Source organism: Cupriavidus sp. USMAHM13 (genome assembly GCF_001854285.1).
GTDB classification, from domain to species: domain Bacteria; phylum Pseudomonadota; class Gammaproteobacteria; order Burkholderiales; family Burkholderiaceae; genus Cupriavidus; species Cupriavidus malaysiensis.
In genome coordinates this window covers 218,148-243,993 of the sequence record NZ_CP017752.1, presented here as the reverse complement: position 1 = coordinate 243,993, position 25,846 = coordinate 218,148, and the positions used below count along the sequence as shown (strand labels likewise).

The 25,846-nt window shown below is 71.4% G+C and carries 25 protein-coding genes; 13 read left to right on the top strand and 12 right to left on the bottom strand.

The window, feature by feature from the left end; genetic code table 11:
- Nucleotides 1-177: 177 nt before the first annotated feature.
- From BKK81_RS19480 to BKK81_RS19470, 3 genes are all read right to left on the bottom strand, one after another.
- Complete coding sequence (locus tag BKK81_RS19480) at nt 178-822, bottom strand: HugZ family pyridoxamine 5'-phosphate oxidase (RefSeq protein WP_071016919.1); 645 nt, start codon at nt 820-822, stop codon at nt 178-180.
- 258 nt (nt 823-1,080) lie between these two features.
- Nucleotides 1,081-1,515, bottom strand: coding sequence for an ester cyclase (locus BKK81_RS19475; RefSeq protein ID WP_071016916.1), 435 nt, complete (start codon nt 1,513-1,515; stop codon nt 1,081-1,083).
- Nucleotides 1,516-1,602: 87 nt separating this feature from the next.
- Complete coding sequence (locus BKK81_RS19470) at nt 1,603-2,625, bottom strand: Bug family tripartite tricarboxylate transporter substrate binding protein (RefSeq protein ID WP_083384273.1); 1,023 nt, start codon at nt 2,623-2,625, stop codon at nt 1,603-1,605.
- Nucleotides 2,626-2,879: 254 nt separating this feature from the next.
- Here BKK81_RS19470 and BKK81_RS19465 point away from each other — a divergent pair, with 254 nt between their 5' ends.
- From BKK81_RS19465 to BKK81_RS19455, 3 genes are all read left to right on the top strand, one after another.
- Nucleotides 2,880-3,419 carry a VOC family protein gene (locus tag BKK81_RS19465; protein WP_071016913.1) on the top strand — a complete coding sequence of 180 codons (540 nt, stop codon included), beginning with the start codon at nt 2,880-2,882 and terminating at the stop codon, nt 3,417-3,419.
- Nucleotides 3,416-4,204, top strand: coding sequence for an SDR family NAD(P)-dependent oxidoreductase (locus tag BKK81_RS19460; RefSeq protein WP_071016911.1), 789 nt, complete (start codon nt 3,416-3,418; stop codon nt 4,202-4,204). Before BKK81_RS19465 ends, BKK81_RS19460 begins: the two co-directional genes overlap by 4 nt.
- Nucleotides 4,205-4,423: 219 nt before the next feature.
- The gene (locus BKK81_RS19455) at nt 4,424-5,500 is read left to right on the top strand and encodes a LacI family DNA-binding transcriptional regulator (RefSeq protein ID WP_071016909.1); all 1,077 of its coding nucleotides are present in this window, start codon (nt 4,424-4,426) and stop codon (nt 5,498-5,500) included.
- A gap of 10 nt (nt 5,501-5,510) precedes the next feature.
- Here the strand turns inward: BKK81_RS19455 and BKK81_RS19450 are convergent, their stop codons facing one another.
- Nucleotides 5,511-6,845: an MFS transporter gene (locus tag BKK81_RS19450; protein WP_071016908.1), complete on the bottom strand. Its 1,335-nt coding sequence runs from the start codon at nt 6,843-6,845 to the stop codon at nt 5,511-5,513.
- Nucleotides 6,846-7,198: 353 nt separating this feature from the next.
- Here BKK81_RS19450 and BKK81_RS19445 point away from each other — a divergent pair, with 353 nt between their 5' ends.
- On the top strand, nt 7,199-7,885 hold the full coding sequence (locus tag BKK81_RS19445) for a Crp/Fnr family transcriptional regulator (protein ID WP_071021861.1): 687 nt from the start codon (nt 7,199-7,201) through the stop codon (nt 7,883-7,885).
- Between the two features lie 51 nt (nt 7,886-7,936).
- On the opposite strand, the gene BKK81_RS19440 is transcribed toward BKK81_RS19445, so the two are convergent.
- Both BKK81_RS19440 and BKK81_RS19435 read right to left on the bottom strand, forming a co-directional pair.
- The gene (locus BKK81_RS19440) at nt 7,937-8,443 is read right to left on the bottom strand and encodes a 2,4'-dihydroxyacetophenone dioxygenase family protein (RefSeq protein ID WP_071016906.1); all 507 of its coding nucleotides are present in this window, start codon (nt 8,441-8,443) and stop codon (nt 7,937-7,939) included.
- A gap of 37 nt (nt 8,444-8,480) precedes the next feature.
- Nucleotides 8,481-8,987: an ester cyclase gene (locus tag BKK81_RS19435; RefSeq protein ID WP_071016904.1), complete on the bottom strand. Its 507-nt coding sequence runs from the start codon at nt 8,985-8,987 to the stop codon at nt 8,481-8,483.
- Nucleotides 8,988-9,282: 295 nt separating this feature from the next.
- On the opposite strand from BKK81_RS19435, the gene BKK81_RS19430 reads away from it, so the two are divergent.
- The 4 genes from BKK81_RS19430 to BKK81_RS36925 all read left to right on the top strand — a co-directional run bounded on the left by BKK81_RS19430 (nt 9,283) and on the right by BKK81_RS36925 (nt 11,354).
- Nucleotides 9,283-9,789 carry a MarR family winged helix-turn-helix transcriptional regulator gene (locus tag BKK81_RS19430; RefSeq protein ID WP_071021858.1) on the top strand — a complete coding sequence of 169 codons (507 nt, stop codon included), beginning with the start codon at nt 9,283-9,285 and terminating at the stop codon, nt 9,787-9,789.
- Entirely contained in the window at nt 9,786-10,571 is a 786-nt protein-coding gene (locus tag BKK81_RS19425) for a DNA alkylation repair protein (protein WP_071016902.1), read from the top strand. Before BKK81_RS19430 ends, BKK81_RS19425 begins: the two co-directional genes overlap by 4 nt.
- Before the next feature lie 104 nt (nt 10,572-10,675).
- Nucleotides 10,676-11,026, top strand: a complete 351-nt coding sequence (locus tag BKK81_RS19420; RefSeq protein WP_071016901.1) for a DUF6616 family protein — start codon at nt 10,676-10,678, stop codon at nt 11,024-11,026.
- Complete coding sequence (locus BKK81_RS36925) at nt 10,911-11,354, top strand: substrate-binding domain-containing protein (RefSeq protein WP_083384271.1); 444 nt, start codon at nt 10,911-10,913, stop codon at nt 11,352-11,354. The genes BKK81_RS19420 and BKK81_RS36925 overlap by 116 nt, the downstream gene beginning before the upstream one ends.
- 43 nt (nt 11,355-11,397) lie before the next feature.
- Here the strand turns inward: BKK81_RS36925 and BKK81_RS19415 are convergent, their stop codons facing one another.
- From BKK81_RS19415 to BKK81_RS19390, 6 genes are all read right to left on the bottom strand, one after another.
- Nucleotides 11,398-12,165: a flagellar brake protein gene (locus BKK81_RS19415; protein ID WP_071016899.1), complete on the bottom strand. Its 768-nt coding sequence runs from the start codon at nt 12,163-12,165 to the stop codon at nt 11,398-11,400.
- A 456-nt stretch (nt 12,166-12,621) separates the two neighbouring features.
- Nucleotides 12,622-14,652 (bottom strand): family 2A encapsulin nanocompartment cargo protein cysteine desulfurase, encoded by a 2,031-nt coding sequence (locus BKK81_RS19410; protein ID WP_071016897.1) that lies wholly within the window; start codon nt 14,650-14,652, stop codon nt 12,622-12,624.
- Nucleotides 14,627-15,559, bottom strand: a complete 933-nt coding sequence (locus tag BKK81_RS19405) for a family 2A encapsulin nanocompartment shell protein (protein WP_071016896.1) — start codon at nt 15,557-15,559, stop codon at nt 14,627-14,629. The genes BKK81_RS19410 and BKK81_RS19405 overlap by 26 nt, the downstream gene beginning before the upstream one ends.
- Nucleotides 15,560-15,688: 129 nt before the next feature.
- On the bottom strand, nt 15,689-15,913 hold the full coding sequence (locus BKK81_RS19400) for a helix-turn-helix domain-containing protein (protein ID WP_071016894.1): 225 nt from the start codon (nt 15,911-15,913) through the stop codon (nt 15,689-15,691).
- Entirely contained in the window at nt 15,910-16,920 is a 1,011-nt protein-coding gene (epsC, locus tag BKK81_RS19395) for a serine O-acetyltransferase EpsC (RefSeq protein ID WP_083384270.1), read from the bottom strand. Before epsC ends, BKK81_RS19400 begins: the two co-directional genes overlap by 4 nt.
- Before the next feature lie 127 nt (nt 16,921-17,047).
- Complete coding sequence (locus tag BKK81_RS19390; protein WP_071016892.1) at nt 17,048-17,515, bottom strand: rhodanese-like domain-containing protein; 468 nt, start codon at nt 17,513-17,515, stop codon at nt 17,048-17,050.
- A gap of 578 nt (nt 17,516-18,093) precedes the next feature.
- Here BKK81_RS19390 and BKK81_RS19385 point away from each other — a divergent pair.
- The 5 genes from BKK81_RS19385 (at nt 18,094) to BKK81_RS19365 (ending at nt 25,832) form a co-directional block, all read left to right on the top strand.
- Nucleotides 18,094-20,262, top strand: coding sequence for a hydantoinase/oxoprolinase family protein (locus BKK81_RS19385; protein WP_071016890.1), 2,169 nt, complete (start codon nt 18,094-18,096; stop codon nt 20,260-20,262).
- A complete protein-coding gene (locus BKK81_RS19380; RefSeq protein WP_083384269.1) occupies nt 20,259-22,013 on the top strand; it encodes a hydantoinase B/oxoprolinase family protein in 1,755 nt (584 codons plus the stop codon). Before BKK81_RS19385 ends, BKK81_RS19380 begins: the two co-directional genes overlap by 4 nt.
- A 126-nt stretch (nt 22,014-22,139) precedes the next feature.
- On the top strand, nt 22,140-23,780 hold the full coding sequence (locus BKK81_RS19375) for an ABC transporter substrate-binding protein (RefSeq protein ID WP_083384268.1): 1,641 nt from the start codon (nt 22,140-22,142) through the stop codon (nt 23,778-23,780).
- A 7-nt stretch (nt 23,781-23,787) separates the two neighbouring features.
- Nucleotides 23,788-24,840 (top strand): ABC transporter permease, encoded by a 1,053-nt coding sequence (locus tag BKK81_RS19370; RefSeq protein ID WP_083384267.1) that lies wholly within the window; start codon nt 23,788-23,790, stop codon nt 24,838-24,840.
- Nucleotides 24,841-24,911: 71 nt separating this feature from the next.
- On the top strand, nt 24,912-25,832 hold the full coding sequence (locus BKK81_RS19365; protein WP_083384266.1) for an ABC transporter permease: 921 nt from the start codon (nt 24,912-24,914) through the stop codon (nt 25,830-25,832).
- The last annotated feature ends 14 nt before the right edge of the window (nt 25,833-25,846 follow it).

Genomic DNA, 25,846 nt, shown 5'->3' with positions numbered 1-25,846 from the left:
ATTCTCTTTGCCATACCTTGATGCCAGATGTTCGGGAGGGCCGGCAGCCTTTGCCGGCGTGAGGGGCTACCGTTGCGCGCAAGGCCGGGCATCCCGCTCGGTTATCGGCCGGCCGGATCGCATCTTGAGGACGCCGCGCTGCGGCGAGGGCGGGTGTCGCTTCGCGGCCCGCGGCCGTCAGCGCGGGCGGGCGAGGATGTCGCGCGCGGCGCCGGCGATCGCCTCGGGCTGCAGCGGACGCTCTGCGAAGCGTGCCCTGACGCGCTGCCCCCCGACGGCCAGGTCGATGCCGCAGGCATCCAGGCCGAGCACGCATACACCATCCGGCACCTGCGTGGCCAGCGTGGCGAGCAGGTCCGCTTCCACGCCGGCGTCCAGGCCCGGCAGCGCATCGAGTTCGGCCTGCTCGACCCAGCCCATGCGGCCGAAGCCGGCGATATACCGCACGCGGCGCGGGTTGAGGCGGTAGAAGTGGAAGTCGAGCGAGAGCAGCGCCTCGGTGTTCGGCGCATAGCGCAGGTAGCGCGCGCGCAGGCCGCCGTCCGGCTCGATCCGCTCGGCCTCGCCCAGCAGCGTCAGCCGGCTCGCGGTCTGGACGTCGGCGGCGCCCGGCTGCAGGACCGACAGGCTCGCGCGCGGATCGGCCAGCAGGTTGCGGGTGTGCTCGGCCAGCGCGCTGAGGCAGAGGACCGGACGATGGGCCGCGTCGGTGACATAGGGCACCACCGTCGCATAGGGATACCCGGGCGCGCTGGTCGAGTGGGTGGCGAGGGTGCCGTAGGCGGCTTCGTGCAAGAGATCGATGACGAGTTCGGCGGACATCTTTCACCTGGTTGCGGATCTGGAACGGGCGCGCTGCATGCCGCCGGCGGCGCGCAGCGCCTCTGCCATCGCGCCGCGGATCAGTGCCGACGCCGGGGCGGGCCGCTTCGATTGTAGGCGGGCCCGGCCCGGCGCACCACGCGCGCCTCTTCCGTCTCCCGTGGCTGCCCGGCAAGCGCCGACAGTCCCGTGGCCGCGGCGGGTGCCGTCCATCGCGCTGCCGGCAGAGCCTTCCTTGCGCAGGGCGCCGGGCGCGCCTTACAGCAGCCCGAGCGCGCGCAGCTTGGCGTCGGCCGAGGTGTAGGGACGCTCGCACACGATCTTGTCGGAACCGGGGGCGAATTCGAAGGCGGCGGCCATGCGCACGCGGAAGGTGCGCCCGGTCGGCGCGAAGGTCCTGCCGGCGGCCTGCAGCGGGCCGAGGTGGGTACCCTGCAGCCAGAACTCGACCAGCACCGTGTCGCCGGCGGCGGCGATGGCGATGATCTCGTTGCTCAGGTCGGGGAAGGCGGCGCGCGAGGCGGCGAAGTAGCCGCGCACCGCCTCTTCGCCGTCGTAGACCAGGCCACTGCCGTGCATCTCGTAGCGCGGATGCGCGAAGGTGCCGATGACGGCGTCCCAGTCATGCACGCATTCGAGGGCCATATGGTCCCGCACGGTCTGCAGGCGGGCGTCGTTCAGCGGGTTGGACATGATGTGGCGTTCCTTTCCGTGGAGGGGGATGCTGAAGCCTGCGGGCGGGCGCAAGGCCTGCCCGCATGGGTGTGGTGGCGCGGCGCTTCAATCGAGCGAGATGTGCGCCTGTTGCGCGATGGCCTTCCAGGCGGGGATATCGCGCGCGTTGTTCTCCTGCTGCTGCGCGCCGGAGGCGTACCTGGCGGTGATGCCGAGCGCCAGCAGCCTGCCGATCACGTCGGGATCCTTCAGCGTGGTCTCCAGCACCGCGGAGAGCTTGTCGACGATGGGCCTGGGCGTCTTCGCCGGCACGTACATGGCCCAGCTCAGTTCGCGGTCGAAGTCGATGCCCTGTTCCTTGTAGCTGGCCACCTGCGGCAGGCTGGGCGAGCGCCGCGTGCAGACCGCCAGCGCCTTGAGCTTGCCGTCCTTGACGAAAGGCGTGGCGGTGACCATGTCGACGAAGGCCAGCGGGATGTGGTTGCCGAGCAGGTCGGTGATGATCTGCGAGGTGCCCTTGTAGGGCACGTGCTGCATCGGGATGCCGGCTTTCTGGCTGAGCACCTCGCCGCAGAAGTGGCCGGTCGAGCCCGCGCCCCAGCTCGCGTACTGCATGGGCGCGGCCTGCTTGCGGGCCAGCGCCGCCAGTTCCTTGAGGTTGTCGGCAGGAAAGGGATTGGCCGCCAGCATCACGATGGACGAGCTGCCGATGGTGCCCAGGCTCTGGAAATCCTTGACCGGGTCGTAGGGCAGCCGGGAGTAGACGGCCGGCGCCAGCGGATGCGTCGACATGCCGCCGATCATGATGGTGTAGCCGTCCGGAGCCGCGGTGGCCACCGCATGGGTGCCGATGGTGCCGGCGGCGCCGGGCCGGTTTTCCACCACCACCGGCTGTTTGAGCTGGAGCGCGAAGCGCTCGGCCAGGAAGCGGCCGAGGATATCGCCGCCGCCGCCGGCGGCGAATGGCAGCAGCATGCGGATGGGGCGTTCGGGGTAGCCGGCGGTGCCGGCCGCGGCGGCCGGCACCGCCGGCACCGCCAGCAGCGCGGCGGCCACGGCGGGCAGCCAGGTGCGCAGCGGGCCGGCGAGGCGGCGCGCGCGGCCGGTGGCCGGGTGGGGCTGTCTCATGGTTGTCTCCTTCGGGCGGCACCCGTTCCAGGCGGGGGGGTGGGGGAACGTCTCCCGCTCCGGCTGGGGTGGCAGCCTCGGCTCCAGGGTCTTCTTTTTTAAAGGAGTGGAAACGTTTCTATAAGAGTCTCGGCGACCATTGATGACATAACAATCATGGTTAACGCTAGGAAAACAGTACCTCGCAATTCCTCTAGACTGCTTGAATGGAATCGTTTCCATATCACATCAGACCATCGGACAAGGAGAGCGGAATGAGCCTGCGGTTCGGCGCGGTACGCCAGATCGGCTACGTGGTGCACGACATCGAGAAGGCGATGCGGCATTGGAGCGAGGTGCTGGGCGTGGGGCCCTGGTTCTACAAGGAAGAGGTCGGCACCACGGAGTTCCGCTACTACGGCGCGCCGTCGGCATTGCCGGCGCTGTCGATCGCGCTGGCCAACTCCGGCGGCGTGCAGATCGAGTTGATCCAGCAGCGCAACGATGCGCCCTCGCTCTACCTGGATTCGCTCGCGCGCGGCGCCGAGGGCATGCAGCACATCGCCTATTGGACCGACGACGGCTTCGATGCCGATGGCGCTGCACTGCGCGCGCGCGGTTATGTCGAGGGCCACGGCGGGCGCATGGGCGCGCGCGGGCGCTTTGCCTACTACGTGCATCCGGACCTGCCGGGCAATATCGTCGAGATCTCGGAGATGGCGGGCGGCAAGGGCGAGTACTTCGCCATGATCGCCCAGGCAGCGCAGGGCTGGGACGGCAGCGAGCCGATCCGCCGCATCGGAGTGGCACGATGAGCGCGCCTGCCGAGCGGATCCTCGCACCGGTGCCGGTGCCAAGGGTGGCCGTGGTCACGGGCGCGGCGCGCGGCATCGGGCTGGCGATCGCCGGCCGGCTCGCCGCCGAGGGCCATGCCGTGGCCTTGTGGGACCTCGACCCCGCGGCCGTGGAAGCGGCCGCCGCCGTGTTGCGTGCGCAGCATCGCGCCGTGGCCGCGGTGGCGGTCGACATCAGCAGCGCCGCACAGGTGCGGGCCGCGCTGGATGACACCGTCGCCGCGCTCGGCCGGCCCGCCCTGCTGGTGAACAACGCGGCCATCCTGGGGCCGAACGGTCCCACCGTACAGGTGGCTCCCGCTGCATGGCAGCGCGTCTTCGACATCAATGTGCTGGGCGCGCTGCACTGCGTGCAGGCCGTGGTGCCAATGATGGTGGCCGACGGCTGGGGGCGCGTGGTCAACGTGGCCTCGATCGCCGGCAAGGAAGGCAATCCCTTCGCCGGTGCCTACGCGGCCTCGAAAGCGGCGCTGATCTCTCTGACCAAGAGCCTGGGCAAGGAGCTGGCGGCCAGCGGCGTGCTGCTCAACTGCATCACGCCGAGCGCGGCCGATACCGAGATCTTCGGCACGCACGACGCGGCGCAGCGCGAGCTGCTGCGCCAGCGCCTGCTGGAGCGCGTGCCCATGCAGCGCTTCGTGCGCGTCGAGGAGGTGGCGGAGATGGCGGCCTGGTTGTGCTCCCCGTCATGCAGCTTCAGCACGGGCGCGGTGTTCGATATCAGTGGCGGACGGGCGGTCTACTAGACCACTGAATCATTGAATTGGCATGGCAGGTACCGACCGATTTCAGCGATTCCGTGGACTAGTTCAGTGGACCGGGCATCGCCCGCGCAACCGCATCGGCCTGCGCAGCCGCTTCGGCGATAATGGCCGGCCGGGCAAGACATGGCCCCCGAGCTGCGCCAGGCCAGTCTCTCCCCTCCAAGAATCCCCGGCAACCGCCCACCGGCCCCTGAGCACGATATGAGCAGTCCACCGCGCAGCCAACGCGCCGACCCGCCCGCGCGGGTCACGATCCGAGACGTCGCCCGCGCCGCCGGCGTTTCCGTCGGCACCGCTTCGCGCGCGCTCAACCGCAGCGGGCCGGTCAGCGAAGCCGCGGTACAGGCGGTCGAGCGAGCCGCCAAGGCGCTCGCCTACGCGCCCGACCCGATCGCGCAGAGCATGCGCACCGGCACTTCCGGCGTCATCGGCGTGCTGGTCTCGGACCTCGCCAACCCGCTCTACGGCCGCATCATCACCGCGGTCGAGACCCGCCTGCAGCGCGAGGGCTACGCCATGGTGGTCGGCAACACGCACAACAGCAAGGCACAGGAGCGGATGATGGTGGACCTGTTCCGCCGGCGCCGCGTGGACGGCCTGATCCTGGGACCGTGCGAGGAAGAGCGGCCGGCCTATCTCGAACAGATCGCGCGCGACCTGCCGGTGGTGGCACTGGACCGCGACTTCGGCGCGCACGGCGCCGGCGTGCACGTCGATCATCGCCGTGGTGCCGGCGAGGCCACGCGCTACCTGCTGGATCTCGGCCACACCCGCATCGCGCTGATGTCGTCCGATGGCGCGCTGCGCCCCGGGCGCGAGCGCATCGAGGGCTACCGCGCGGCCCTCGCCGAGCGCGGCCTGCCGGCCGATGAGGCGCTGGTGCGCACCAGCCGTTCGGCCATGGATCTCTCGTTCAGCGATGCGCTGGCCCTGCTGTCGGCGCCGGCACGTCCCACTGCCTTTCTCTGCCTCGGCACGCGCATCCTCTCCGGCGTGCTGCAGGCGCTCAAGCAGAGCGGACTGCGCGTGCCGCGCGATGTCAGCCTGATCTGCATCGGCGACGGTGACCTGCCGCAGCTCTTCTCGCCGGCCATCACCGCGGTGAGCTGGGACCTGGAGGCGGCAGGCACGTCGTCCGCCGAGATGGTGCTGCGTGCCATCGACGGCGCGGCACAGGGCAAGGAAGGCGCCGCGCCTGCGCGCCGGGAGGTCAGCTTGACGCCGCATCTCGTGGTGCGCGAGTCGTGCGCGCCGCCGCCGGCTGCGGCCGCGCGTTGACGCCCTTTGATCAGGCCGTTTCCGCCCGGCGAGGCCCGCTCATCGCCGGCCGGCCGGGGCGGAAATACAGTACGAAGATCAGCGCGGCAAGCACCAGGGCCGAACTGAGCAACAGCAGGCTCAACGTGAAGCCGCCGGTGGCCGCCTTGATGGCGCCGACCGCCACCGGCGCCACCATGCCCGCGCTGCCGCCGACCGTGCTGACGATGGCGATGCCGGCGGCCGCGCTGCGTCCCGACAGCAGGCTGCCCGGCATGGACCACAGCACGGTGAACGCGCTGGAGGTGCCGGCCGCGGCCAGCGCGAGGCACAGGATCGCCGGCAAGGCATCGTGCTGGAAGCGCGTGGTCAGCATCAGGCCGGCCGCACCGGCGAGGGCGCCCGCGGCGAAGTGCCAGCGGCGCTCGCCGGTGCGGTCCGAGTGCCGGCCGACGAGGAGCGAGGCGATCACGCCGGTGGTGGCGGGCACGATGGCGTAGAGGCCGACCTGCATCACCGTCAGCCCCATGCCCTTGAGCATGGTCGGTTGCCAGAAGGCGAGCGCGTAGATGCCGAGGATCAGCAGGAAGGAGACGAAGCCCAGTACCCAGACGCGCGCATCGCGCATGGCGGCGCCGAGGCCGCTGTGGGGATCGGCCGGCGGCGCGGGCGAGTCCGCGCGCAGCAGTGCCTGCAGCCTTGCCTTGTCGGCCTCGTGCAGCCAGGCGGCCTCGGCGGGCCGGTCCGGCAGCGTGCGGAAGGCCACGATGCCCAGCAGCACGCAGGGGATGCCCTCCAGCAGATAGAGCCATTGCCAGCCGCGCAGGCCGGCGGCGCCATCGAGGTAGGTCATGATCGCGCCGGCCATGGGACCGGCCAGGATCGGCGCCACGCTGAACGCCATGAAGAACAGCGCGGTGGCTTGCGCCAGCCGGCGGCGCGGGAACCACAGCGTCAGGTAGTAGAGCACGCCCGGCGCGAAGCCGGCCTCGAACACGCCGATGAGGAAGCGCAGTGCGTAGAACTGCGTCGGCGTGCGCACGAACATCATCGCCGCCGAGGCCAGGCCCCACAGGCACAGGATGCGCAGCAGCGTCGCGCGCACGCCGATGCGCGCCAGCAGCAGGTTGCTCGGCACCTCGAACACCGCGTAGCCGACGAAGAAGAGGCTTGCGCCCAGGCCGAACACGGCATCGCTGAAGGCCAGCTGTTCCTTCATCTGCAACTGCGCATAGCCGACGTTGGTGCGGTCGAGGTAGTTGAACACATAGCAGAGGCACAGCACCGGCAGCAGCCGCCAGCCGATGCGGTGGAACAGCGCAGCCTCGTCGCCCGCGCGTGCCGGGATCGATGTACGCCCGTTCATCGCGCCGCTCCCGTCGGGGCGGCATGGACGGCAGGCACGGTGGGGCCGGCATGGGCCGGTGCGGGCAGGCGTGCGCCTGTTGGCGTGGCGAGGCTCATTGGGGGATGTCTCCGTTCTGTTCTGGTCTTGTCTCGGGTGGATGCCATCGCTGCGGGCGATCGGCGCGGGCGAGCGGTGTGACTTGTCGCGCCCGCATCGATTGTCGGCAGCGGGCGCGCGGGACACTGTCGCCTTTTGGCAGTCGCGGATGGGGGAATACCCTTCTCGCCGTCGCCGGCCATTCCGCGGCGCGGGGATGGCTTGGTATATTGCAGCGGTCGTTTTCCCGAAGTCGCGCGATGCCGTCCGACACCATGCGAGACCACTCCACCACCAGGCCGGAAGGTGCTCCTGCCGAACTGCTCTCACCGGAACTGGAAGCCCTGCTGCGCGCGCACGCCATCCGCAAGCGCCTGGCCCGGGGCGACGTGCTGTTCACCTACGGTTCGTCGCCCGATGCGCTGTTCTGCGTGGAGCGAGGCCAGATCCGCTTCAGCGTCACCGCGGCCAGCGGCAAGGAGGCGGTGCTCAGCATGCTGGAGTCGGGCCAATGGTTCGGTGAGGTGTCGCTCTTCATCGATGCGCCGCGTGTCTACGATGCGCGCGCGATGGTCGACAGCGAACTGCTGATGGTGCCGGCCACTTCCTTCCACGAGATCGTCGACGAGCGGCCGGCTTTCCTGCTGGAGTTCATGCGCCTGGTCTGCCGGCGCTACCGCTGGGCACTGGAGTGGATCGACGAGACCATGCTGCTGCCGCTGCCCATGCGGCTGGCGCGCCGGCTGCTGGCGGCAAAGCATGCGCACGACCTGTCCGCGACGGGCGTCCCGCAAGAGCCGGCGGCGCTGCGGCTGTCGCAGGAAGACCTGGGGCAGATGCTTGGCGTCTCGCGGCAGAGCGTGAACCGCCAGCTCAAGGAATGGGAGGCGCAGGGGATGCTCCGGCTCGACTACGGGCGTGTCACGCTGCTCGACCAGGAGGCCTTGCGCCGCCTGGCCTGAGGCTTGGCTCGATGTCGGGCCGGCGCCGGGGCTCGCATCCCGGCCGGTGCCTCAGCCGACCGAGAATTCCGCACCGCCCCTGGGGCGGATATAGCGCGGCATCGGCATCATGCCGGCCTGCACCGCGCCGAGGATCGCCGATTCGATCGCGCCCGCGTCCATGATGCTGTGGTATTCGCCGCCGACGAAATTGATGTTGGCGCCGTGCACGACCATGATGCCCTCCGCCGCCTCGCTTGCCTCCGCCGGCACCGAGAAGGTGTGGATCGAGCCGCCCGGCTCGTACAGGTAGCTGCCGGCGGTCTGCGGGTCGCCGGGATACTCCACGTAGTTCCACCGTCCCTTGGTCGTGTAGAAATGCACGGTACCGGTGTGGAAATGCGTCGGCAGCACGGTGCCGGGGGCGAAGCAGCCGTACAGTACCCAGACGCCATTCTCGCGGTCGAGGAACAATGGCGTGATGGTCACGCCCGGCACTTCGGTGGGCAGGCGCGGCGCCGTCTCGACATTGAGGGTCAGCAGGCGATCCTGGTGGGTGGTGGCTTCTGGCAGGGTCATGGTCGATGTCTCCGGATTTCGGTGGGGAACATGCCGCTCAGGCGGTGGCCGTCGCGGGCGCCCGGGCGTCGCCCAGCAAGGCCTCGATGGCCTGGTGCCTGCGCTCGGCCGGCAGGCCGGCCAGCAGTTGCCGCAGCATGGACAGGCTGTCGTAGTAGATGCGCTCGCAGGCCAGCCTGTCGCCGTCGAACAGGAAGAAGGCCGTCATGCGGCAGCGGAACGGGTTGCCGGTGGGCGGCAGCCCGTTCAGGTTGCCCCGGTGCGTGCCGAGCAGCCAGAACTCCACCACCACGGCATCGTCGGCGTGGCGCAGCTGGATGATCTCGCTGCGCTGGTCGGGGAAGGCCTGGCGGCTCTGCGCGTAGTAGCGCCGGACATCGTCATGGCCGTCGAAGACATGCCCGGTGGCGATCAGTTCGTAGTGCGGGTGCGGGAAGGTCGACAGCACCGCGTCGAAATCCTGCCGGACCTCGTCGGCGAAGTGGTCCAGCACGATGCGCTCACGGCGGGCGCGCAGTTCGGCGTCGGGGATTGGGGTGGGCATTGCGGTCTCCATGCTCGATATCGTTGTGCGCGGATCGCGCCCGGCTGCGCAAGGGGCGTGCCGTGGATGCGATCGCGGGACGATTATCGGCAGGACGTGCGCGCAAGACTGTCGCGGATTGGCGGTTGCCGTTCAGGAGTTTCCTGGGGGAGCGGACCGGCGCGGCGTGCCGGCTCAGGCGTCCGCCGCCTCGCCGCGGATATGCGAGGCTGCCGCTTTCTGCAGGTCGAGGTCGTACTTGAGCTGCGCCGGATCTTTGACATGTAATTAGGCGCCATATAATATGGCGACTATGATTGAGCTTGAGCAAAAATACCGGGCCCTGCTGGACGAGGCGGAACGCCGTGGGCTGCCGGACGTGGACAATATCCGCCTGTGTTTCCAGGCGCTGTCGCTGGCCGCCGCGATCGACCGCGATTGCGCGGCGATGCTGGCGCCGCATGGATTGTCCGAAGGACGCTTCGTGCTGCTGTTCCTGCTGGACGCGGCCGGCGCGGGCATCGCGCCCAAGGTGCTGGCCGAGCAGGCCGGCGTGACGCGCGCCACGGTCACGGGCCTGCTCGATGGCCTGGAGCGCGAGGCCCTGGTCGAGCGGCGGGCCGATGCCGAGGACCGTCGCGGCGTGCAGGTCCGGCTCACGCGCAAGGGCAAGCAACTGGCCGCGACTGTGTTCGCGCAGCATGGCGGCTGGATCGCCGGCCTGTTCGGCGGCCTGTCCGAGCCGGAGCGGCACCAGCTCTCGGCGCTGCTCGCCAAGGTGGCAGCGGACCTGGCCGCCCGTACGGCGGAGCGGGGCGCATGAACGCGGCGAACGCGGCGGCAACCCGCAAGGGCGCGAGCCGCGCCGCCGATATCGCCCCCGACGTGCTTGCCGCCCTGTCGCGCGGCGAGTTGCAGAGCGCGACGCTGGCGGAGTGCCTGGCGGTGGACCAGGCGCGCTTGCTGGGCGCGGTATTCCCGGCGCTGCCGCCGCCCTTGCACGAGGCCGCCGGGATGGCGTGCCGGCAGGGCATCCTGCAGCGCATGCGCTGCATCGCCGACCTGCTGTGGGCGGAACTGGGAGGCGCCGGCATCGACGCCTGCGCCCGGCACGGCTCCGACACGGTGCGGGGCTGGTCCTGCTTCATGATCGGCGCGCAGCCCGGCCTGGACCTGGACGCGCGCCTGGACGCGATCCGTCAGCTGGCGGACGATCCGCACTTCGGTGTGCGCGAATGGGCCTGGCTGGCACTGCGACCTCACCTGGCTGCGGCGCTGCCCGCCGCGATCGAGCGGCTGGCGGGATGGACTTCGCTGCCCTCGGAGCGCCTGCGCCGCTTCGCCTGCGAGGCGCTGCGTCCGCGCGGTGTCTGGTGCGCGCACCTGGCACCGCTGAAGAAGGATCCCGCCATGGCCCTGCCGGTGTTGTCGCCATTGCGGGCCGATCCGTCAGGCTATGTGCAGGACTCGGTGGCCAACTGGCTCAACGACGCGGCCAAGGACCAGCCGCGCTGGGTCAGTGCGCTGTGCGAGCAGTGGTCGGCACAGAGCCCGGCGCAGGCCACCGCGCGCATCTGCAAGCGTGCCTTGCGCAACGTGAAGTAGGGATGCCGTGAATCGGCCCAGCAACTCAGCAGCGCAGCAGCGCAACAACGCAACCGCGGAACCGCGGAACCGCGGAACCGCGGAACCGCAACAAGGGGAACGACATGACCACATCCGGCCATCACTATCTCGTCGAGCTGTACACGCCGAAGCCGGCGTGGCGGACGCTGGCACCGGAACAGCGCGAGCGCTTCCTGGCCGGCATCGCCCAGGGCATGCAAGGCCTTGGAGCGCTCGGGATCGAGATCCTGTCTCTGGGCCGGGCCGATGCCGGGGTCGAGCGTGCCGCGGGCCATCGCTACCTGGGCATCTGGCGCTGTGCTGACGCGGCGGCCCGGGATGCCTTGCTGGCGGGTATCGAGGCGTCGGGGTGGTACGGCTACTTCGAGCACGTCAATGCCGCCGGCGGCGGTGGCGGCCTGGCATCCCACCTGGCGGAGCTGGCCGGGGACTGAGGACGGGTTGGCGCGCCCGGCCGCCGCGCGCTCAGTCCGCCGAGATCTTGCCGACCTCGATGACCTTCTTCCAGCGCGCGAATTCACCGGCCTGGAGGACCGAGAACTGCTCCGGCGTGTTGGCCACGATCTCGAAGCCCGCCTCCAGCAGCTTGGGCCTGATGGCCGGATCGCGCACCTGAGCCCGTCGCTGACCATGGTGCAGGTCGACGGCGCCGGCATCGGCACCCGGGCGGCGCAGTTGCTGCTGGCGCGCTGCCGGGGAGAGTCGGCGGCGCCGGCGGTGGTGGATGTCGGTTTCCGTGTCGTCGAGCGCGGCTCGACCTAGTCCCTGCATTGGCCGCCGGGCGCCGGCCCGCGGTGCGGCAGGCCTACATCTCGCGGCCGGCCGTCTCGAAACGGTAGACCAGGCGCTGCAGGAAGGTCCGCTGCGCCGGGTCCAGGGCGAGGAAGCGGCAGCCGACCAGGTGCTGGACCAGCGCATGGCGCCGGATGATGCCGTGTCCGGTGGCCTGCAATGTTGCTTCCATCATGCCGTGCACGCCGAAGTGCAGTTCGCAGCGCTCCACCACGGTACCCGTGGGCAGCACGTCCTGCTGCGCCGCGCTCGAGCGCAGGCCGACGCCCGTCTGCGACAGGTTGTCGATGCCCAGCCGCTGCACGCGCCCGTCCCGCGCCGGCAGCGTGCAGGAAAAGTTGTACTCCGGCGCGATCTGCACGCGCGGCTGCTCGCGGCGCTCGTCGAAGTCGAGCCGGGTGGGGAATTCGGCGGCACAGGCCAGCCCGCCCCGGTAGCGCACCGTGCGCGGGTTCAGGATCGGGAAGCCGATCGGTACGTCGCGCAGCCGGGCGGAAAACCGCACCTCGCCCGAGGCCAGCAGGAAATCCTGTTCGGCTGGCGTGCGGCAGCCTTCGAAGAAAAACAGCCGCGCCACCGGATCGACGCCGAGCAGGATGGTCGACATCGCCGCGCCGCCGCGCCCGAGCAGCTGGCCCCGGCACTGCAGCCAGGCCAGGTCCTGCAGCGCCAGGCTGATGCGTGCCGGATCGAGGGCGGATTCCCGCCCGGCCGCCGGCAGGGAATCTGCCTGTGCCTCCGCGTCGGCGCCATGGCCCTGGCTGGGGTCGGGGTGATCCATGAGATATCCATCGGGAAGCGCCTGCCGCTCCGGGGAAGGCGGGCGGCAGGACGCAAGATCGAACCAATCCGAAGGATAACGGCGCGCGGAGCTCCGGGCTGAAGTCGCCCTGGACGATTCCTTGCCGGAACGGGGCGCCGCGGCGGACCGCACGGCCGCCGCCGGCTGGGGCCGGACCCGGCTCCAAGCCGGCCCCGACGTGGTCTTAGCCGGCCGTCACCGCTTGACCGGGCTTGCCGTGGGCGGGCTCCCTCACCTGGCGATCCTGCTCTTGCATGTTTGGCTTCCTGACTTCCGGGGGGAGGGGGGGAGCGCATCATCTCATGGTACCGCCGGGCCGTTCCCTCGATGAAGTCGTGCGCCCCGGGGGGCGGCGTGGCCAGGCGCGCGCGGCGCGCCGGCGCCCTGCCCCGGGGAGCCGCCCGCGCCGCCGCGCCCGCCTTCGCGGCCTCTCCCTCAGCGGCGCCGTCCCGCCAGCCGCCGGACCGTGGCCACCATCGCGTCGACCTCGTCGCAGGTGTTGTAGAACGCCAGCGAGGGCCGCACCGTGGCTTCCAGGCCGAAGCGGCGCAGGATCGGCTGGGCGCAGTGGTGGCCGGAGCGCACCGCGATGCCGTCTTCGTTGAGCGCGCGGCCGACCTCCTCGGTGGTGTAGCCGTGCAGCACGAAGGACAGCACGCTGGCCTTGTCGCGCGCGGTGCCGACCAGGCGTACGCCGGGTACCGGGGCCAGCACGCTGGTGGCGTAGGCCAGCAGTTCGTGCTCGTAGTGCGCGATGCGCTCGATGCCGAGACGCGACACATAGTCGAGCGCCGCGCCCAGGCCGACTGCATCGGCGATGTTGCCGGTGCCGGCCTCGAAGCGCGCCGGCGGCGGCTGGAACACCGTGCGCTCGAAGGTGACGTCGGCGATCATGTTGCCGCCGCCTTGCCAGGGCGGCATGCCTTCGAGGACCGCGCGCTTGCCGTAGACCACGCCGATGCCGGTCGGGCCGTAGATCTTGTGGCCCGAGAAGACGAAGAAGTCGGCGTCCAGCGCCTGCACGTCGACCCGCAGGTGCGAGATCGACTGCGCGCCGTCGACCAGGGCCAGCGCGCCGGCGCGGTGGGCCAGGTCCACGATCTCCGCCACCGGCACCACGGTGCCGAGCGCGTTCGAGACCTGCGTCACCGATACCAGCCGCGTGCGCGGGCCGAGCAGCTTGCGGTACGCATCCAGCAGGACCTGGCCGCTGTCGTCCACCGGGATCACGCGCAGCACGGCGCCCTTGCGCGCGGCCAGCTGCTGCCACGGCACGATGTTGGCGTGGTGCTCCAGGTGCGAGACGATGATCTCGTCGCCGGCGCCGATGTTCTGCTCGCCCCAGGAGTTGGCGATCAGGTTGATCGCTTCGGTGGTGCCGCGCACGAAGATGATCTCCTCGGGCGAGGCGGCGCCGATGAAGCCCCGCACCGTTTCACGCGCGTGTTCGTAGGCATCGGTGGCGCGGCCGGCCAGCGCATGGGCCGCGCGGTGGATGTTGGAGTTCTCGTGCGCGTAGAAGTAGGCCAGGCGGTCGATCACCGCCTGCGGCTTGTGCGTGGTGGCGGCGTTGTCGAACCACACCAGCGGCTTGCCGTTGACGCGTTCGGCCAGGATGGGGAAGTCGCGCCGCACGGCCTCGATGTCGAACGGCGGGCGCGCCGGCGCGAACGGTGTGCCGCGCCGCGCTTCGCGCGGGTGCGCGGCGGCGCGTGCCTCTTCCAGCGCGTAGTGGGCGTGCGGGCCGTGGCCCGCGCCCGGCGCTGCGGACGGTTCGAAGCGCCGCAGCGGCAGCAGGTCGCGCAGCGCGTGCTCGTCCGGCAGGCCGAAGGCGCGCGGGTCGACGGTGGTGCCCGGCAAGGTGGCCGGCGTGGTCGTTGCAGGCCCGCGGGCGGCGTGGTCGAGGAAGTAGTAGGGCGAGGGCGTGGCTGGCGTCGCGGCGGTGGCGCCCAGGCCGTCGGCCTCGGGCACGCCGAGCGCGGTGCCGCCGGCACGCGGCTCCAGCGCCGGCGCGATCGCCACCACGTTGTCGGGCAGGCCGTTCTGCGCCGTGCCGTGCGGCACCAGCGCGGGGGCGCGGTTGCCCAGCGACAGCACGTGCGTGGGGGCGCCCGGCAGCAGGTTGGCGCCGGGCACGCGGCCCTGCAGCGCGTCCTGCGGCGGCAGGCCGGGCACGCCGGTGCCACTGCCGCCCGGCCCGGCCAGCGGCGAGCCGGCGGGAGCCGGGTTGCTGAGCGAGGACAGCAGCGGCGCGGCCGCCGGCAGCGCCGAGGGCAGGCCGCCCACCGCGCCGCTGCCGGCGTTCACTTCGGGCGCGGCGGCGTGGCCGGGCAGCGCGCGGAAGAACCCGGCCGCCAGCCGTGCCAGCGTGGCGGGGTCGGGCAGGCCGGCCGGCAGCGTGGCTGCCGGCACCTCCGGCAGCGCGCCGCCCGCGGCGGCATTACCGGTAGGTGTCTGCATAGTCATGGTACTTGCCGATCTCCACGTCATCGAGCACGGCCAGCGCGTCGGGCGAGTGCACCGCCAGCGAGCAGTACAGCGAGATCAGGTAGGACGCGATGGCCTGGTTGTTGATGCCCATGAAGCGCACCGACAGGCCCGGGCCCTGCTCGCCGGCCACGCCGGGCTGGTACAGGCCGACCACGCCCTGGCGCTTGTCGCCCACGCGCAGCAGCAGGATCTTGGTCTTGCCGTCGGCCACCGGCACCTTGTCGGACGGGATCAGCGGGATGCCGCGCCAGGTGATGAACTGCGAGCCGAACAGGCTGACCGTGGGCGGCGGCACGCCGCGCCGCGTGCATTCGCGGCCGAAGGCGGCGATCGCCAGCGGGTGGGTGAGGAAGAAGGCGGGCTCCTTCCACACCTTGCTCAGCAGTTCGTCCATGTCGTCGGGCGTGGGCGCGCCGGTGAGCGGGAAGATGCGCTGGCTGTCGTCGACGTTGGCCAGCAGGCCGTAGTCGGCATTGTTGATGAGCTGGCTTTCCTGCAGCTCCTTGATGGTCTCGATGGTGAGCCGCAGCTGCTCCTTGATCTGGTCGTGCGGGCTGCTGTAGAGGTCGGAGATGCGGGTGTGCACGTCCAGCACGGTGCTGACCGCGTTGAGGAAGTACTCGCGCGGCTGCTCTTCGTAGGGCACGAAGGTGGTCGGCAGCACGCCCTCGTCCTCGCGCGCGGTGCAGGTGGCCTGCACGGCTTCCGGATCCTTGACGCGGTTCAGGCGGTAGATGCCGGCTTCCACCGGGACCCACTGCAGCAGGTGCGTGAGCCAGCGCGGCGTGATGGTGGAAAGCTGCGGGACGGTCTTGGTGGCATTGGCAAGTTGCCTTGCGGCGTTGTCGCCGAGCGCCGTCTGGCCGCTCACTTGTGTCGACATGGGAGACTCCGGTGGCTTAGAAGAAGAACACAGATGCTTATGACGAAACGGATTATCGGGAGCGCGCCGCGGCGGCTCAACATGCTATAGCCATCAAGCGGGCGCTCGCGGAGGGGGGCGCCGCCGCGCTCAGGACAGCAGCGCGGCGCCGGGCAGCAGTGTCGCGATGGGCACGTGCAGGGCGCGCGCCAGCTTCTCCGCGGTGACGATGGATGCGATCACGGTGCCGCGCTCGATCTCGCCCACGTAGGAGCGGTTGAGCCCGGCGCGCTCGGCCAGCTGTTCCTGCGACCACGCGTGGGTCTCGCGCAGGCGGCGCACCCGGGCGCCGAAGTCGCGGATCAGCGCACTCATGGCGAGGGCCCCGCCAGTGCTCCGGCCGCGTTGCCGAGGGTATGCGCGGCCGCGCCATCGCCGCTGCCGTGCCGCGCTTCATGGCGCGTTTCGTGGCGAGTTTCGTGGCGAGTTTCGTGGCGCGACACCGCCTGCGTCACGTGCGCGCCGGCCGGCACGTTCTCGGTCAGCCACACATTGCCGCCGATCACCGCGCCGCGGCCGAGCGTGACGCGTCCGAGGATGGTGGCGCCGGCATAGATGACCACATCGTCCTCGACGATGGGATGGCGCGGGTAGCCCTTCTCCAGGTGCCCGGCGGCGTCGCGCGGGAAGCGCTTGGCACCCAGCGTCACCGCCTGGTAGACCCGCACGCGGTCGCCGATCACGGCGGTCTCGCCGATCACCACGCCGGTGCCATGGTCGATGAAGAAGCCCGCGCCGATGCGGGCGCCGGGATGGATGTCGATGCCGGTGGCCGCATGCGCCAGCTCCGACAGGATGCGTGCCAGCAGCGGCAGCCCGAGCCCGTACAGTTCGTGCGCGATGCGGTGGTGGATCATGGCGAGGATGCCCGGGTAGCACAGCAGTACCTCGTCCACGCTGCCCGCGGCGGGGTCGCCGTGGTAGGCGGCCAGCACATCGCTGTCGAGCAGCACGCGGATGGCCGGCAGCCGGCCGGCGAACGCGTGCACCGCCGCGACCGCGCGCGCTTCGATGCCGGCCGGGTCGGCGTTGTCGTGGCGCGCCTTGTGGTGCAGCTCCAGGCGGGCCTGCGCCAGCAGGCCGTGCAGCGCGGCGTCGAGCGCATGGCCGACGTAGAAGTTCTCGGTCTGCTGGCGCAGGTCGGGCGGGCCCAGCCGCATCGGGAACAGCACCCCCTTCAGGGTGTCGATGACCTGGGACAGCGTCTCGCGCGCCGGCAGCTCACGCCCGCCGGGTTCCAGCGAGCGCCGCTGCGCCTCGCGCCAGCGCTGGCGCAGATCCTGCAGGTCGTCGACCACCTTGGCCACATCGAACACCGTCACAGCACTTCCTCCGTCTGGTTGGTCCTTGCGTCGATTCCTGCGATGCCTGCTGCGGTGCTTACTGCAGTGTTTACTGCGGTGCCGCCACCGCTGCGGCCGCCGCGCCAGCCGGCGCCGCCGGGCAGGCTCAGTCCTGCAGCCAGGGCAGGCGGTGGAAGCGCCAGCCGTTGCGGGTGCCGCGCTGGCCGGCCTCGTCGAGGTCGCCCTCGAAGCCTTCCAGCACGTTGAAGACCTGTGTGAAGCCGGCCTTGGCCGCGGCCTCGGCGGCCAGCGCGGAGCGCTTGCCGCTGCGGCACAGCAGCACGATCGCGGCCTCCTTGCCGGTCTTGGCTTCCAGTTCGCGCACGAAGCGCGGGTTGCGCGTCAGGCTGGTGCCGCTGGCCCAGGCCACGTGCAGGGTGCCGGGCACCTGCCCGACGAATTTGCGTTCCTCCGCCGAGCGGACGTCCACCAGCACCGCCTCGCCGGCGCTGTGCAGCGCCCACGCCTGTTGCGGCGTGACGCTGCCGGCATAGGGCAGGCCGGCGGCCGCGCCGGCGCGGCGTGCCGCTTCGAGGTCGGCGTGCAAGGGCTTGTCGAGAAGTTCGGCCGTCATGGGGGTCTCCTTGGTTGGCGGCGGCGCCGGGGGGCATTGCCGTCTATAGCCATCAGGAGCCCACTATGCGGGGGCGGCCGGCAAAAGCGAACCAATAAAAACGGCTATCGACATGCGCCGCCGGACGCCGGCGTCACATGCGCAGGGACACCGTGGCGCCGCAGCGCGCCAGCGGCCGGGCCGCCGGATCGCCGGGGAAGGCGCAGGCGATCCGCAGGCGTGCCCGTGCGGTGCGCCGGCATCCCCGTGCGCCTCGGCTGTGCCGCCGGGCGGCATCCCGAACGAAGCAATACGCATATCCATCACCTGTGGCGGCGCATAAGCAAGCACGGAATGCTTCGTTCCGCCGAGGCCGGCCGCGCGTCTAAGCTGGCCCGGCTTCCTGCGCGGCGCGGCGGCTCGCCACCGTGTCCGCCGGCAGGGCGCCGCCGTCTCGTCGTTCCCCTCTGCAAGGCGCGTCGCGTGCCTCCGTGCGGTCTCGCCGGGGCGCCGGCGCTTTCCGCTGTCGCGGTCCCGGTCGAGTGCGCGGCCCCGCCGTGCCCGCGCGCAGGCCCATCCTTCCCATCACACTCTGCGACATGCACGCACAAGATTCCCTGCCGGACGGCGCCGGCATCCGGCTGGCCGTCGACGTCGGCGGCACTTTCACCGATACCGTGCTGCTGGCCGGCGCGCGCCGCTACACCAGCAAGGTGCTGACCACGCCCGAGGCGCCCGAGAACGGCGTCATCCAGGGGGTGCAGGAGCTGCTCGCCAGCGCCGGCCTGACGCTGGCCCAGGTCGATCTGTTCATCCTCGGCACCACCCTTGCCACCAATGCGCTGATCGAGCGCAAGGGCGCCCGCACCGCGCTGATCACCACCGAGGGCTTCCGCGACCTGGTCGAGATCGGATGGGAGGACCGTTTCGCCCAGTACGACATCTTTCTCGACAAGCCCGCGCCGCTGGTGCCGCGCTACCTGCGCTTCGGCGTGCCCGAGCGCATCGACGGCAAGGGGCGCACCCTGCTGCCGCTGGACGAGGCGGCGGTGGCGGCGCTGGTGCCGCAGCTGCTCGAGGCGCAGGTCGAGAGCGTGGCGGTGACGCTGCTGCACGGCTACGCCAATCCCATCCACGAGCAGCGCATCCGCGCCATCCTGGGCGAGCTGGCGCCGCGGCTGTGGGTGTCGCTGTCTTCCGAGGTGTGCCCGGAGATCCGCGAGTACGAGCGTCTTTCCACCACCTGCGCCAACGCCTATGTGCAGCCGCAGGTGGCCGGCTACCTGGAGCGGCTGCGCGCGCGCGTGGCCGCGCTGGGCCTGCGCAGTCCGCTGTTCCTGATGACCTCGGGCGGCGCCATCACCAATATCGAGGCGGGCATCGCCCAGCCGGTGCGCCTGGTCGAGTCCGGCCCCGCCGGCGGCGCGGTGCTGTCGCGCCGCGTGGCCGAGCAGTCCGGTATCGCGCGCGCGCTGTCCTTCGACATGGGCGGCACCACCGCCAAGATCTGCTTCATCGACGACTACCAGCCGCAGATCACGCGCAGCTTCGAATTCGGCCGCGTGCACCGGCACCTGAAAGGCTCCGGCCTGCCGATCCGCATCCCCGTCATCGAGATGGTGGAGATCGGCGCGGGGGGCGGTTCGGTGGCGCGCATCGATGCGCTCGGCCGGGTGCAGGTGGGCCCGGACAGCGCCGGCTCGGATCCCGGCCCGGCCAGCTATGGCCTGGGCGGCGCCGAGCCGACCGTGACCGACGCCAACGCCGTGCTCGGCGTGCTCGATCCGGCCCGCTTCGCCGCCGGCAAGGTGGCCCTGCAGCCGGAGCTGGCGCGCCGCGCGCTGCAGGCGCGCATCGCGCCGGCGCTGGAGGCGGCGCCGGAGTATGCGGCGCTGGCGGTGGCCGAGATCGTCACCGAGAACATGGCCAATGCCGCGCGCGTGCATGCCAGCGAGCTGGGCAAGACGGTGGAGGACTATACGCTGGTCGCCTTCGGCGGCGCCGCCCCGCTGCACGCGGCGGCGCTGGCGCGGCGCCTCGGCATCCGCCGCGTGGTGGTGCCGCAGTCGGCCGGGGTCGGTTCGGCGCTGGGCTTCCTGTGGGCGCCGATCGCCTACCAGGCGGTGCGCAGCTTCTACCAGCGCCTCGATGCCTTCGACGCGGACGCCGCCAATGCGGTGCTCGAACAGCTCGCCGGCAGCGCGCGCGCCATCGTGGCGCAGGCGGCGCCCGGCCACGCGCTGGCAGTGCAACGCCTGGCTTATATGCGCTATGCGGGGCAGGGCCACGAGATTCCGGTGGAGGTGCCGGCCGGCGCGCTCGGCAGCGCCGATGCCCAGGTGCTGGCCGCCGCCTTCGAGGCGGCCTACGCCGCGCTGTATGCGCGCACGCTGCCCGGCAATCCGGTCGAGGTGATCAGCTGGTCGGTCAACGTCAGCACGGCGGCGCCGCGGCTGGATGCCGCGGGGACTGCTGCCGCGGCCGGCACGCCGGCGCGCCGTGCCGTCGCCCAGGGCGTGCGCGTGGTGGTCGAGGCCGGCAGCGGCGCGGCGCGCGGGATACCGGTGTACGAGCGTACCGTGCTGCCCCCGGGGGTGGCAGTGGACGGCCCGGCCCTGGTGGTCGAGGACGAGACCACCACGGTGGTGCCGGCGGGCTTCCGCTTCGTGCTGGACGGCGATGGCCACCTCGTGCTGGACGCCGTGGAAGCGGCGCAGGCGGCGGCCGCCGTGGCCGAGGCAACGGCTGGCGCGGAGGTGCTGCAATGAACGCCCCCCTGCCCGCATTCGCCTCCCGGCCCGGTCCCGGCGAGGGCGGCGCGCGCGACACGCTGCGCCACCAGCTGGTGTGGAACCGGCTGCTGTCGGTGGTCGAGGAACAGGCGCAGACCCTGATCCGCACCGCCTTCGGCACCTCCACGCGCGAAGCCGGCGACCTTTCGGCCGGCGTGTTCCTGCCCGACGGGCGCATGGTCGCCCAGGCCGTCACCGGCACGCCCGGCCACGTCAACTCCATGGCCGAGTCGGTCAGGCATTTCCTGCTGGCTTTTCCCACCGCGCAGATGCGCGCCGGCGACGTCTACCTGACCAACGACCCGTGGAAGGGCACCGGGCACCTGTTCGACATGACCATGGTGACGCCGGTGCTGCGCCAGGGCGAGGTGGTCGCGCTGTTCGCCTCGACGCTGCACGTGGTGGACATCGGCGGCATCGGCGCGGGCCCGGACGGCACGCAGGTGTACCACGAGGGCCTGTTCCTGCCGATCCTGAAGCTGTTCGAGGCGGGCGAGCCGAACCGGGCGGTGTTCGATATCGTGCGCGCCAATGTGCGCGAGCCGGTGCAGGTGGTGGGCGACCTGCACGCGCTGGTGGCCTGCAACGAGATCGGCGCGCGGCGCCTGCTGGCCTTGTTCGACGAGTTCGGCCTGGCCTCGCTGCAGCCGGCCGGCGAGTACATCATCGCGCGCTCGGCCCAGGCCATGCGCGAGGCCATCGCCGCCTGGCCGCAGGGCAGCTGGGAAACCAGCATGACCATCGACGGCTACGAGTCGCCGCTGACGCTGCGCGCGCGCCTGACCATCTCCGGCGAGGGTATCCGCGTCGATTTCGCCGGCTCGTCGCCGATGGTGGCACGCGGCATCAATGTGCCCAAGGCCTATACCGATGCCTATACCTCCTTCGGCGTGCGCTGCCTGATCGGCGCCGACATCCCCAACAACGCCGGCTCGCTGGCGCCGGTGCAGGTGCTGGCGCCGGAGGGCTCGATCCTCAACGCGCCCTTTCCTGCCGCCGTGACCGCGCGCCATATCGTCGGCCAGATGTTGCCCGACGTGGTGTTCGGCTGCCTGCGCCAGGCCCGTGCCGAGGCGGTGCCCGCCGAGGGCGCTTCCAGCTTGTGGAACCTGCAGCTCTCCGGCGGCCAGCCGCTGGCCGGTGACGCCGCCGGCGCGCTGATGCGCAGCCGGCCCTTCGCCATCACCAGCTTCTCCACCGGCGGCACCGGCGCGCGCCCCGGCAAGGACGGCCTGTCGACCACCTCGTTCCCGAGCGGCGTGCGCAATGTCTCGGTGGAGGTGCTGGAAACCGTAAGCCCGCTGGTGTTCTGGCGCAAGGAGTACCGCCCCGACTCGGGCGGCGCCGGGCAGTGGCGCGGCGGCCTGGGCCAGGTCATCGAGGTGGCGCACGGCGACGGCGAGCCGATGGTGCTGGCCGCCGCCTGGGACCGCCTGCTGTACCCGGCGCGCGGCGCCGATGGCGGCGAGGCCGGCGCGCCCGGCACGGTGGCGCTGGCCTCGGGCACGCCGCTGCGCGGCAAGGGCCGCCAGGTGGTGCCGGCCGGCGAGCGCCTGGTGGTGCAGACGCCGGGCGGCGGCGGCATCGGCGCGCCGGCCCGCCGCGAGCCGGCACGCCTGGCCGCAGACGTGCGCAACGGCCTGGTCAGCGCGGCCGCGGCGCACGCCCGCTACGGCGCGCCTGGTAGTGCCAGCGGCGCTGAGGCCGTGCCGCAGGGAGGCGCCTGACCCACGCTCCCACGCAAACCGATGCAGCGGCCGCGTGTTCCGCGGCCGCGCCGATCCGACTCACCCAGCCAGCCTTGCTGGCCCCAAGCGTGATTCCACGCATGGTCCCACGCTGAACTCTTGCCGATGACCCGAGTTTTCCTGCCCGCGCGCGCGCTGCGCCGCACCCTCCTGCCGCTGATCGCCGGCAGCTTCGCCGTCGCGGCCAGCGCCGCCACCGCTGCTACCACCGCCGCCGTGCCCGGCGCGCCCTCCGCCCAGCCGGTGCGCGGCGGCACCTTGACGCTGCTGCTGAACTACGAGCCACCGACCTTGGTGTCGCTGGCCAACGTGGCCACGCCGGCGCTGAGCGTCAGCGCCAAGGTGACCGAGGGCCTGCTGGCCTACGGCTACGACCTGACGCCGCGCCCGCAGCTTGCCACCGCCTGGCAGGTCAGCGCGGACGGCAAGCAGTACACCTTCCAGTTGCGCCGCGGCGTCAAGTGGCACGACGGCAAGGACTTCACGGCGGCCGACGTCGCGTTCTCCATCCAGTTGCTGAAGAAGGTGCACCCGCGCGGCAGCAGCACCTTCGCCAACGTCACCGAGGTGCGCACGCCCGATCCGTACACCGCGGTGATCGTGCTGTCCAGGCCCGCGCCCTACCTGATCAAGGCGCTCGCCGCGACCGAGTCGCCGATCGTGCCCAAGCACCTCTACGAGCACGCCGACCCGGTCTCCAACCCGTACAACGGCGCGCCGGTAGGCACCGGGCCCTATCGCTTCAAGGAGTGGGTGCGCGGCAGCCACATCGTCTACGAGCGCAACCCCGACTACTGGGACAAGCCCAAGCCCTACGTCGACCGCCTCGTGGTCAAGTTCATTCCCGACCCGGCCGCACGCGCCATCGCCTTCGAGACCGGCGCGGTCGACCTCGGCTACCGCACGCCGGTGCCGCTGTCGGACCTGGCGCGCCTGAAGACGGTGCCGAGCCTGGTCTTCGAGACCAAGGGCAACAGCTACTCGTTCAACGTGACGCGGCTGGAGTTCAACCTCGACAATCCCTACTTCAAGAACCTCAAGGTGCGCCAGGCGGTGGCGCAGGCGGTCAACCGCGACGTGGTGCTGAAGACCGTCTACTACGGCTACGGCACCCGCACCGCCTCGCCCATCGCGCCGGGCCTGTCGGCCTTCCATGACGGCGCGCCGACGCCTTACCCCTTCGACATCCAGGCCGCCAACCGCCTGCTCGACGAGGCCGGCTATGCACGCCAGGGTTCGGCGCCGCGCTTCCGCGTGACGCTCGACTACAACCCGATCGGCGAGGACGGCAAGCGCCTGGCGGACTATCTGCGCTCGGCGCTGGGGCGCGTGGGCATCGAGGTGGCGATCCGCTCGCAGGACCTGCCGGCCTTCGTCAAGCGCATCTACACCGACCGCGACTTCGACTTCACCGTCAACGGCGCCAGCAACCTGTTCGACCCCACGGTCGGCGTGCAGCGCCTGTACTGGTCGAAGAACTTCAAGAAGGGCGTGCCTTTCTCGAATGGCACGCACTATGCCAATGCGGAGGTGGACAAGCTGCTGGAAGAGGCTGCCGTGGAGAACGAGCCGGCGCGGCGCGTGACGCTGTTCCGCCAGTTCCAGCAGATCGTCGGACGCGAGGTGCCTGACCTGAACCTGGTCTCGCCGCAGTTCATCACCATCGCCAACAAGCGCGTGCGCGACCACTCGCTGACCGCGGACGGCGTCGAGTCCAACCTGGCCGACGTCTACCTGGACAAGTAGGGCGGCCATGCCTAGCGAAGCGCAATCGCCGACCGCCGCGCCCGGCGCGCCTGCCGCGCCTGTCACCGCGCCCGCCACCCCGGCGCGCCGCGTCGCCGCGGTGCTGCGGCGGGTGCTGTGGCGCGCGCTGCCGACCGCACTGCTGGTGGTGGTGTTCAACTTCCTGCTGCTGCAGCTCGCCCCGGGCGACGCCGCCGACGTGCTGGCCGGCGAGTCCGGTTCGGCCACCGAGGCCACCATGGCCCTGCTGCGCGCGCGTTTCGGCCTGGACCAGCCCTTGCTGCACCGCCTGCTGGGCTACCTGTGGGGGCTGGCACATCTCGACCTGGGCTTCTCGCCGCGCTACAACATGCCGGTGGCGGACATGATCCTGGCCCGCCTGCCCAATACGCTGCTGCTGACCGGCGCCGCGCTGACCTTGGCGCTCGCGCTCGGCGTGGCCGCCGGCACCGTGATGGCGGCGCGCGCGGGCGGCTGGACCGATCGCCTGCTGTCCCTGTCCGCGCTGCTGCTGTACTCGGTGCCGGGCTTCTGGATCGGCCTGATGGCCATCGTGCTGTTCTCGGTGCGGCTGGGCTGGCTGCCGAGCGAGGGCACCGCCACCATCGGCGCCGGCCTGGGCGGGCTGGCGCACGCCGCCGACGTGGCGCGCCACCTGCTGCTGCCGGCGCTGGCCATGGCCTCCTTCTATATCGCCATCTACGCGCGCCTGACGCGTGCGGCCATGCTGGAGGTGCAGCGGCTGGACTTCGTGCGCACGGCGCAGGCCAAGGGCCTGCATCCGTGGCGCGTGACGCTGCGCCACGTGCTGCGCAACGCGCTGCTGCCGATCACCACCATGGCCGGCATGCACTTCGGCGCGCTGCTGGGCGGCACGGTGGTGGTGGAGACCGTGTTCAGCTGGCCCGGCCTCGGCCGCCTGGCGCTGGAGGCGGTGCTGGCGCGCGATTTCCCTGTGCTGCTCGGCGTGCTGCTGCTGTCGTCCTTCCTGGTGGTGCTGGCCAATGTGCTGGTCGACCTGCTGCAGGCCTGGCTCGATCCGCGCATCAAGGCGGCGTGAGGCGCGCCGCCGCGCCCCTGCATCGCCACCATCCCCATCCCCATCCCCGTCACCGCAAGGAGCAAGACCCGATGGCGAAACCGATTCCTGTTCCCGCCGGCGCGGCCACCATCGCGGTGGCCGGCACCGCCCCGGCGCCGCTGCCCGCCGCGGCCGCGCGCAGCGGCGCGCTGCGCATCTTCCTGCGCAACCCGGCCGGCGTCGCCGGCCTGCTGGTGCTGCTGGCGCTGGGCCTGCTCGCGCTGCTGGCCGGGCACCTGTTCCCCGGCGATCCGCTCGACATGGTGGCGCAGCCCTTCCTGTGGCCGGGCGCCGATCCGGCCTATCCGCTCGGCACCGACTCGCTCGGGCGCGACGTGCTGGCCGGCATCGTGCACGGCGCGCGCGTGTCGCTGCTGGTCGGCCTGGCCGCGGCCGCGCTCAGCCTGGTCATCGGCACCGTGGTGGGCGCGCTGGCGGGCTACTTCGGCGGCCTCGCCGACGCGCTGCTGACACGCCTGGTCGAACTGGTGCAGACGGTGCCCGGCTTCCTGCTGGTGATCGTCATCGTGGCCATCGCCGGGCCCTCGGTGAGCACCATCGCGCTGGCGATCGGGCTGGCCTCATGGCCCACGGTGGCGCGCCTGGTGCGCGCCGAGTTCCGTACGCTGCGCGAGGCCGACTTCGTGCTGGCCGCGCGCAGCCTGGGCTATCGCAGCCGCCGCATCATCTTCGCCGAGATCCTGCCCAATGCGCTGCCGCCGGTGATCGTCACCATCTCGGTGATGGTGGCCAGCGCCATCCTGATCGAGTCGGCGCTGTCCTTCCTCGGCATGGGCGATCCGAACGTGGTGAGCTGGGGCAGCATGATCGGCGCCGGACGCGAGGTGCTGCGCAGCGCCTGGTACCTGACCGCCTTGCCGGGCGGCGCCATCATCGTCGCCGTGCTGTCGCTCAACCTGGTCGGCGATGCCCTCAACGACGCCCTCAATCCGCGCCTGCGCCAAGCATGAACCACACCATCGAC

Excerpts from the sequence above, each read along its gene's own strand:
- BKK81_RS19480 (WP_071016919.1), bottom strand. The coding sequence starts at position 822 with ATGTCCGCCGAACTCGTCATCGATCTCTTGCACGAAGCCGCCTACGGC.
- BKK81_RS19475 (WP_071016916.1), bottom strand. The coding sequence starts at position 1,515 with ATGTCCAACCCGCTGAACGACGCCCGCCTGCAGACCGTGCGGGACCAT.
- BKK81_RS19470 (WP_083384273.1), bottom strand. The coding sequence starts at position 2,625 with ATGAGACAGCCCCACCCGGCCACCGGCCGCGCGCGCCGCCTCGCCGGC.
- BKK81_RS19465 (WP_071016913.1), top strand. The coding sequence starts at position 2,880 with ATGAGCCTGCGGTTCGGCGCGGTACGCCAGATCGGCTACGTGGTGCAC.
- BKK81_RS19460 (WP_071016911.1), top strand. The coding sequence starts at position 3,416 with ATGAGCGCGCCTGCCGAGCGGATCCTCGCACCGGTGCCGGTGCCAAGG.
- BKK81_RS19455 (WP_071016909.1), top strand. The coding sequence starts at position 4,424 with ATGAGCAGTCCACCGCGCAGCCAACGCGCCGACCCGCCCGCGCGGGTC.
- BKK81_RS19450 (WP_071016908.1), bottom strand. The coding sequence starts at position 6,845 with ATGAACGGGCGTACATCGATCCCGGCACGCGCGGGCGACGAGGCTGCG.
- BKK81_RS19445 (WP_071021861.1), top strand. The coding sequence starts at position 7,199 with ATGCGAGACCACTCCACCACCAGGCCGGAAGGTGCTCCTGCCGAACTG.
- BKK81_RS19440 (WP_071016906.1), bottom strand. The coding sequence starts at position 8,443 with ATGACCCTGCCAGAAGCCACCACCCACCAGGATCGCCTGCTGACCCTC.
- BKK81_RS19435 (WP_071016904.1), bottom strand. The coding sequence starts at position 8,987 with ATGCCCACCCCAATCCCCGACGCCGAACTGCGCGCCCGCCGTGAGCGC.
- BKK81_RS19425 (WP_071016902.1), top strand. The coding sequence starts at position 9,786 with ATGAACGCGGCGAACGCGGCGGCAACCCGCAAGGGCGCGAGCCGCGCC.
- BKK81_RS19420 (WP_071016901.1), top strand. The coding sequence starts at position 10,676 with ATGACCACATCCGGCCATCACTATCTCGTCGAGCTGTACACGCCGAAG.
- BKK81_RS36925 (WP_083384271.1), top strand. The coding sequence starts at position 10,911 with ATGCCTTGCTGGCGGGTATCGAGGCGTCGGGGTGGTACGGCTACTTCG.
- BKK81_RS19415 (WP_071016899.1), bottom strand. The coding sequence starts at position 12,165 with ATGGATCACCCCGACCCCAGCCAGGGCCATGGCGCCGACGCGGAGGCA.
- BKK81_RS19410 (WP_071016897.1), bottom strand. The coding sequence starts at position 14,652 with ATGACTATGCAGACACCTACCGGTAATGCCGCCGCGGGCGGCGCGCTG.
- BKK81_RS19405 (WP_071016896.1), bottom strand. The coding sequence starts at position 15,559 with ATGTCGACACAAGTGAGCGGCCAGACGGCGCTCGGCGACAACGCCGCA.
- BKK81_RS19400 (WP_071016894.1), bottom strand. The coding sequence starts at position 15,913 with ATGAGTGCGCTGATCCGCGACTTCGGCGCCCGGGTGCGCCGCCTGCGC.
- BKK81_RS19390 (WP_071016892.1), bottom strand. The coding sequence starts at position 17,515 with ATGACGGCCGAACTTCTCGACAAGCCCTTGCACGCCGACCTCGAAGCG.
- BKK81_RS19385 (WP_071016890.1), top strand. The coding sequence starts at position 18,094 with ATGCACGCACAAGATTCCCTGCCGGACGGCGCCGGCATCCGGCTGGCC.
- BKK81_RS19380 (WP_083384269.1), top strand. The coding sequence starts at position 20,259 with ATGAACGCCCCCCTGCCCGCATTCGCCTCCCGGCCCGGTCCCGGCGAG.
- BKK81_RS19375 (WP_083384268.1), top strand. The coding sequence starts at position 22,140 with ATGACCCGAGTTTTCCTGCCCGCGCGCGCGCTGCGCCGCACCCTCCTG.
- BKK81_RS19370 (WP_083384267.1), top strand. The coding sequence starts at position 23,788 with ATGCCTAGCGAAGCGCAATCGCCGACCGCCGCGCCCGGCGCGCCTGCC.
- BKK81_RS19365 (WP_083384266.1), top strand. The coding sequence starts at position 24,912 with ATGGCGAAACCGATTCCTGTTCCCGCCGGCGCGGCCACCATCGCGGTG.